This window comes from Chengkuizengella axinellae, from assembly GCF_030730905.1.
Taxonomy (GTDB): Bacteria; Bacillota; Bacilli; order Paenibacillales; family KCTC-33759; genus Chengkuizengella; species Chengkuizengella axinellae.
Map to the genome: position 1 here is coordinate 1 of NZ_JAVAMP010000031.1, position 6,608 is coordinate 6,608.

The following is a 6,608-nucleotide window of genomic DNA, read 5'->3' on the forward strand; positions in this document are numbered from 1 at the left end:
TTGCTAAAGATCGAAATCATTAAAACTGGTTCAAACATATTGCCCACTAACATTCTTTAATAATTAATATTCAACCTCAATCACGATACTATCATAAAATTGTCCATCAATATAAACAAGGACTTTCCACAATCCTGCTGATGGAAACTTCATATTAGAAGGCATATTCACACTATCTGCACTTACTCTAGCACCTTCATAGAAGCTACCTGAATGTAAATCTATTAGTTCATCCGTACCTTGCTTTATCCCCTTTACAATCACTGGTTTGTTAAGAACATTTTCTTCACCAAAGTAAAACCATAAGTGTTTGCCTAAATTTCCTGCAACAATAGGCAGGGGACCTATGAACCCTAGTGTCTCTTTATTTCCAACAAACGTGTATATGTGTTCATTTCCATCATCATATACAATAGAATGGTCAAATATTAATGATAAATCCCAACCATCATCTGGAATTTTATAATCAACTTCTTTTACTTCATTACCTTCTTTTTGTGAATCTTCTAAAGTTTTCTCACTTTTATCTATATTAGAAGACGTACATGCCATCAATAAACCTACCATCAGAAAGAATAAAAAGAATAACATCAATTTATTCAATTAAAATCACTCCTTTAGTAAATTAGATAAAACTTTAAAGTTGGTTTATAGTATTTTTCCCTCTACTTTGTTAGTGATTATTCCAGATGGTTTCTACTATCCTTCTTTTCACAATAAAAAGAAAGACTCATCTCATATTTTAGAAATGCGCCAGAGTGCAAAGATCTTTCCTTTACATTTTAAATTTAATAAACATGCTATTATCATTCATTGATTTCATAAATCAATATATCAAATAGTTTATCATTAGTATAAAGTAATACTGCCCATTCTCCAGATTGTGTGAATTTCACAGAGGATGGTGTATGTGAATCTGCACCATTATTTGGACCATAAGAACGTCTTGTCCATTCATTAATTAAAATTTGATGAACTGTTTGGGTTTCTTTATGAAAACCAACAATTGTTAGATCTACATTATCAACACCCCAAAGATGCCACATCCACTTATGACCGTTTACAGACATTTCATCACCAATAACACCCGACTTGTTTTCATTTCCTATAATACCTCTATCACCAAATTCTACTGTTTTTTTTTCCCAATCAATAATTTCAAAATCATTTTCTTGGACAAAATCAGGGATATCTTCAGGTAAAATTACTTCTTCGTTAATAATTTTGTCTGAAGTACATCCTACAACAAAAAGCAACATACTTAATAATATAAATGGCTTGAGTAATCTTATCAAAACATCTCCTCCAAAACATTTTCATCCCTTAATAAGGGTTAAATATAACAGTTTAATAATAGCGCCATTTTATTGAATAACTCCACTGCTTATACTGGCTGGTTGTGATGAGGATTTTTTTAGAAATTCAGTACTTTTTTCTCCTAGTCCAAACAGAAGATTTATTAAATCTTTCTGCTGTCCAACCAAGCGGTAAGTCCCATAGTGATGAAAGAGAATCATCTATTTCTAAAATTTCTTTAAGAGAAACTATCCTCGCATTGTCAGTATTAAGTTCAAGAGAACCATCAAGAAATTGCCACATACCATCTTCTTCATCGTGTGATACATACAGTATAGGTTTAGTCTCATCTATTATTTCCTTTAATGTAATAACCATCGTGTTAGGGGAATCTCTATATCCGTTCATAATATCCTCTCCAATATATCAATACAGCATCTTTTATAAAATAGTCTTGTCCTTTAATCTAATAACAATTATTTCAATATTCCCTGAATTGTACAAGGAGTTATACAGTTTTATGATAAAAAATTAAACAGCACTTTTCTTTAAGGAACGCGCCATATTGTTGAAGATCAAGCTATTTAGGGGTAGCGTTCACCCTAAATTAAATAGTTAAACTCAATCGCAACTAATCCCCAGTTATTTTAAGTTGGCTCCCTCATTCTCCAGCTGGATTGAACAGGTTTATTTTTGAAGGTTAGTCCTTCCTAACATTATTGTTCAATTAAACTTTTATTAAATAGAATAGAGAGATTTAGCTTTTCTTCTACTCTAAATATTTCATCAATAATATCCAATGTATTATCATAATGCATTACTTTAAAATACAGACATCGAATGAAATTTTTTGAATTAACTCTTGCTACTCGCCGCATACGGTCTTCCGGCAAACGGTCTGGTTCCCATTCAATGCATTCACTCAATTCATTTAACCATTTAATCATGGATTGATTTGATATTAGCTTCATTTTGATAATTCTAAAAACTACAACAGAGATACGTTCATCTTCTTCTTCACATAGAATGTATTTTCCATTATACATAACTTTTTTAAAAGCATTTAGAACCTCTTGAACTACATCTTCATTACTTTCACAGCATTGTACCAACTCATCCATTACGTCAGCACCATGTGCTCCACCATGTGCCCATCCCTTCTCCGGTAGTATTCCCCTAAGATCCTTCTCTAAAGTATAATATTCTATAAGTTTGTTCTTCAAATCACTAAATTCATTAATACTTAGAAATGCCTTTTTTCTATGCATATACAAAATCAGTACTACTTGAAGAACTGAAAATGTTCTAGTAAAAACACTATCATCACCGTCACTACCTATTTGATAGAATAAATGATTTTCATCTATAAGGATAGAAAGAATTTGTCTAAGTTGCGCTTCATTAAAATACTCTTTTTCAGTTATCCATTCAGATAAAGCATAATATATCAATTCTTCTCGAAGCTCACAATCGATATCTCCAATATAGTCAAGCAGCGTTGGCATACACTCCCACGCATCTTGCACTTTTTCTACATTAAACATATTTTTTTGCAATTCTTTTAATTTCATTATAAGTTGTTCTCTCTCATTACTCACAATACCATCCTCCTATAATTTATATAGTTTATCGGAATTCACCGAACTAGATGGGACAAGGGTTTCCTTGACCCAATAAATTTCCATATTAACAATCCTAAGATCGTGCTGTTATTTGTGTTTTTTCTTAAATTCACTCATTTTGCTGTAATTCCGAGAGACTATTTATGTCCCCAAGTGACTGTACTAAAAATTCGAAAATTTAGATCATCTAAAATAGATCATAACAAATAAACTCTGACATATACCTGTCAGAGTTGTTCTTGTTCTTTTAATATTTTTTCATTATATATGTTCACTAATAGCGCCAGATTGTTGAAGATCATTACATTATAAAAGGGATAGCTTGAACCCATTAAGTTTAGTCTATTGGCTTGGGATCAACCTCTACTTTAGGATAACCGTATACATGACCAGCTACCGCATTAAAATACCCTGGAATGTCTTTCAATGTAAATTCGAGTAAGTGATTTTTTGTAAATGTTTCAACTGTCATATAGCCATAATCTACTTTTACTCCTTCACCTTTTAACGCTGCATCTAAAATCCATGTATAAGTTAAACTTAGTAGATTGCTGTGAAAACCGTAAATAACGATTGCCTTTTCGTGGTCATAGCGAACTCCCGAGTCAAAAGTTTCTCTATAAGTAAACCACATTTCTCTATGTTTTTGGTCAGACAGACTAAACTCTCCCTCATCCTCATAGGATACATATACATAGTTTTTTCCAACATTATATGACAAATCATCAAACCAAGCATAAGCAACGATATCTCCTCTTAGATTAAGCTGACTATACTTGGCATGGTCAAATACTCTTATTATTGTTACAATTGCTTGCTCTCTCGTAATATGCTTTCGTGGCATAAATTGACCGTTAGACCCTTGCATAAGCTCCAAAGTGTAGGAAGCACTCACAGCTGGCTTCGCCCACTCACCTATTTGATTATAATCCGAGTAACCCATTTCTTCTTTAGTAGCATAGAATACAATACTTCCCTTATGTATTGTATTCATCAGCATTTGTGCTGCTTGCTCACGTGTGATATAAGCATCTGGTGAAAACATCGTATCTGATGTACCATTCACACTGCCAATAATATAGGCAAGCTTGACATGATCTAAATCCGTATCTTCAAAAGTTTGATCAATCGTCACTCTTTCCAGTACCATCTCCTTTGTCCATTCATATGACCTTTCGACCATTTCTAACTTTTTAAAAGCTACGTTAACTAATAACTCCGCAAACTCCTCTCGCGTAATTGGATCAGCATAATTATCTTGCAATCTTTCTGGTACAATTCCTAAATCTATTCCTCTTTGAATCGTATCTTTCGACCAACTACTCGGCTGGTCTCCAACTGCAAATACAGATGTAGATGGAAGTAACAACATAAATGATAAAATAACTACTAACGTCTTCTTCAACATAATTACCCTCTCTTTTTCCTAGTAATATAATTAGAAAGTCTCTTACAATATAAAACTTCCATTCACTAATTTACCAATCTAATTATACTGAAAGGGTTTGTCAGAAGTAAATAATAACTAATAGATTAAGGCTCTTTAATTCCCTGTTTTACTGAAGGTTTATTTTCCACAATCTGGCCCAAATCAAAAATACGCCTTATTAAATATAGGCGCCATATTGTTGAATAAGAGATAATATTGGAACGTTAACTTAAATTAAAATCAAAATGATCATTATTATTGTTATTGCTTGGATCTGCCCCAATTAATAAATTTATCTCGAATATTATAATCAACAACAGCATCAGTATCCAACTTGTAATACAAAGCAAGCTTTTCCCATTCTTTAATATTAAATTTATCAGGATATTTATTACTTTGAATCAAACTCATATGTGGATTAAAAGGGATGCTCTTTCAAGTTACATTCAGGATAATGTCCTTTAGTTCATTCAGAGTCTTGATTCGATAGCTTGCCTGTGAGAAATCATGTGTTTTTGTAAACTCATTATGGACAATAGCGCAGTCGATACCAGCGGACACGGCTGAGTTCAACCCTCGGTTTGAATCCTCTACTATTAGGGTCTCTTCTTTAGTAGCTCCGAAGCGCTTTAGGCCGTTCAAGTATGGTTCCGGGTGCGGCTTGGTATGCTCGTAGTCTTCGCGAACAAGGACAAATTCCATGAATTGTATAATCCGACGCTTTTCATGAATAAGTTGAAAATCCGCACGTTTGGCAGTCGTCACGATGGCCATACGGACGTACTTTGACAGTTCGGCTAGAGTTTCAACAACCCCTTCAATCTCTATGGCTTCTGTTCTTAGATATTCCTGATAATAGACATTGCGGACCTCACGCTGCTTGCTAATGGTCTGTTCATCAATGCCTGCCACCCTAGCTTGGGCCCAAGTACCCAATGACTGGGTCATGTCGCGGAGGTATTGATCTTTATCCAAGGTAAATCCAATATCAGCCAGAGCGCGTTCTCCCGCTTTGTAATACCAGAATTCAGTATCAACCAGAACACCATCATGATCGAAGAGTATGTACTTTTTCAATGTTTCGTTCTCCTTTGTCAACTGCGTCTGAGCCACCACGTATTGGCATGGTTCGCAAATTAAAAACGCTGCTTATTTATTTGAATCCAGTTGGGATAAAAAATATACAGATCGAGGGATCAGAAAAATCCTAGCAAAGATATTCTGAAAAGCTGGTCTACAACAAAATGTATCCGAAGAAAGAGTTCCTTTATTTCTTCCATTGGATAATATATCTCCTACTTCAATTTTGTTTTCAAGAGATATTCCAGTTAGTTGTTCAACTTTCGTAGGAGAAAACCTTTCACCATATAAATGACAACGAATATCCATTTCCTTTATCAATCATTAAACCTACTTTTCATTTATTTTAATCTCAATTGTGTTTTAGTATTTCTACAAACTATCACTAACTTCTTAATCGGTGCATGCATAAGAGGTGCTCCTAAGAATGTCACATTTTTCACACATACCAACACCACCTGTTTAAACATTCCACCTAAAGACAATATTAAGCTTTTAATTTATTAAATTATATTATGTTCTTTCGTAATCTTTGAATTTGTTCAAGGTGATAATCTTCTTTTTTTGAGAAATAAATATCTATTTTTTTAAATACATTTTCTGCTTCATTAATTAATGCCAGAAAAAACTCTTTTTTTGGAAGAACAAAGTCTCCATATTTTCCTTTACCTATTTTAAAAGAAACTGAATGTTTATTTAAAATTTCCATATCAATCCGAAGAGGTTGGTCGGGTAAATAAGTATGTCCTCTTTTCATTTCAAGGACCTCCTCAACCATATTCATTAAATAGGCCCAAAAAGTGACTACTAAATCCCACAGTTCGAAGTCTATAATGGTAATATCATAGTACTTAATTACTATAGCACCTTCAATATAATCGGTATCAATCTGATCAACTATATTAAGTATTTTATTGCTATCATTTATATTTACAAAGAAATCTTCATGATTTTCGCTAAATTCTACTGGCATCTCAATATTTGGAATTTGTAAATAGGTATTTATCTCAATCATATATCTTAATCTCCTAAATATTTCACACATACTCTCCTAAATATTTCACACATACTCTCTTATATATTTTAACATAAATCTCCATTGCCATTGATAAATGAGTTATTCAACAATATGGCCCCATTCATAAAGAAAGACGCTTCTCTTCTTCGAGAAATGCGCCATA

Annotated in this window: 8 protein-coding genes; all 8 read right to left on the bottom strand. The window is 33.2% G+C overall.

From position 1 onward, the window contains the following. Positions 1-63: 63 nt before the first annotated feature. The 8 genes from Q5Y73_RS24345 to Q5Y73_RS24380 all read right to left on the bottom strand — a co-directional run bounded on the left by Q5Y73_RS24345 (position 64) and on the right by Q5Y73_RS24380 (position 6,442). Positions 64-603, bottom strand: a complete 540-nt coding sequence (locus Q5Y73_RS24345; protein WP_305994518.1) for a DUF4871 domain-containing protein — start codon at positions 601-603, stop codon at positions 64-66. Positions 604-806: 203 nt separating this feature from the next. Continuing rightward, positions 807-1,295, bottom strand: a complete 489-nt coding sequence (locus Q5Y73_RS24350; RefSeq protein ID WP_305994519.1) for a DUF4871 domain-containing protein — start codon at positions 1,293-1,295, stop codon at positions 807-809. A gap of 127 nt (positions 1,296-1,422) precedes the next feature. Continuing rightward, positions 1,423-1,704: a hypothetical protein gene (locus Q5Y73_RS24355; RefSeq protein ID WP_305994520.1), complete on the bottom strand. Its 282-nt coding sequence runs from the start codon at positions 1,702-1,704 to the stop codon at positions 1,423-1,425. Positions 1,705-2,012: 308 nt separating this feature from the next. Next, complete coding sequence (locus Q5Y73_RS24360) at positions 2,013-2,894, bottom strand: DUF2785 domain-containing protein (protein WP_305994521.1); 882 nt, start codon at positions 2,892-2,894, stop codon at positions 2,013-2,015. 361 nt (positions 2,895-3,255) lie between these two features. After that, positions 3,256-4,323 carry an S-layer homology domain-containing protein gene (locus Q5Y73_RS24365; protein WP_305994522.1) on the bottom strand — a complete coding sequence of 356 codons (1,068 nt, stop codon included), beginning with the start codon at positions 4,321-4,323 and terminating at the stop codon, positions 3,256-3,258. 459 nt (positions 4,324-4,782) lie between these two features. Beyond that, the gene (locus Q5Y73_RS24370) at positions 4,783-5,424 is read right to left on the bottom strand and encodes an HAD family hydrolase (RefSeq protein WP_305994523.1); all 642 of its coding nucleotides are present in this window, start codon (positions 5,422-5,424) and stop codon (positions 4,783-4,785) included. 72 nt (positions 5,425-5,496) lie between these two features. Next, the gene (locus Q5Y73_RS24375; protein ID WP_305994524.1) at positions 5,497-5,748 is read right to left on the bottom strand and encodes a hypothetical protein; all 252 of its coding nucleotides are present in this window, start codon (positions 5,746-5,748) and stop codon (positions 5,497-5,499) included. Positions 5,749-5,935: 187 nt separating this feature from the next. Continuing rightward, positions 5,936-6,442 carry a hypothetical protein gene (locus tag Q5Y73_RS24380; protein ID WP_305994525.1) on the bottom strand — a complete coding sequence of 169 codons (507 nt, stop codon included), beginning with the start codon at positions 6,440-6,442 and terminating at the stop codon, positions 5,936-5,938. Positions 6,443-6,608 lie beyond the last annotated feature (166 nt).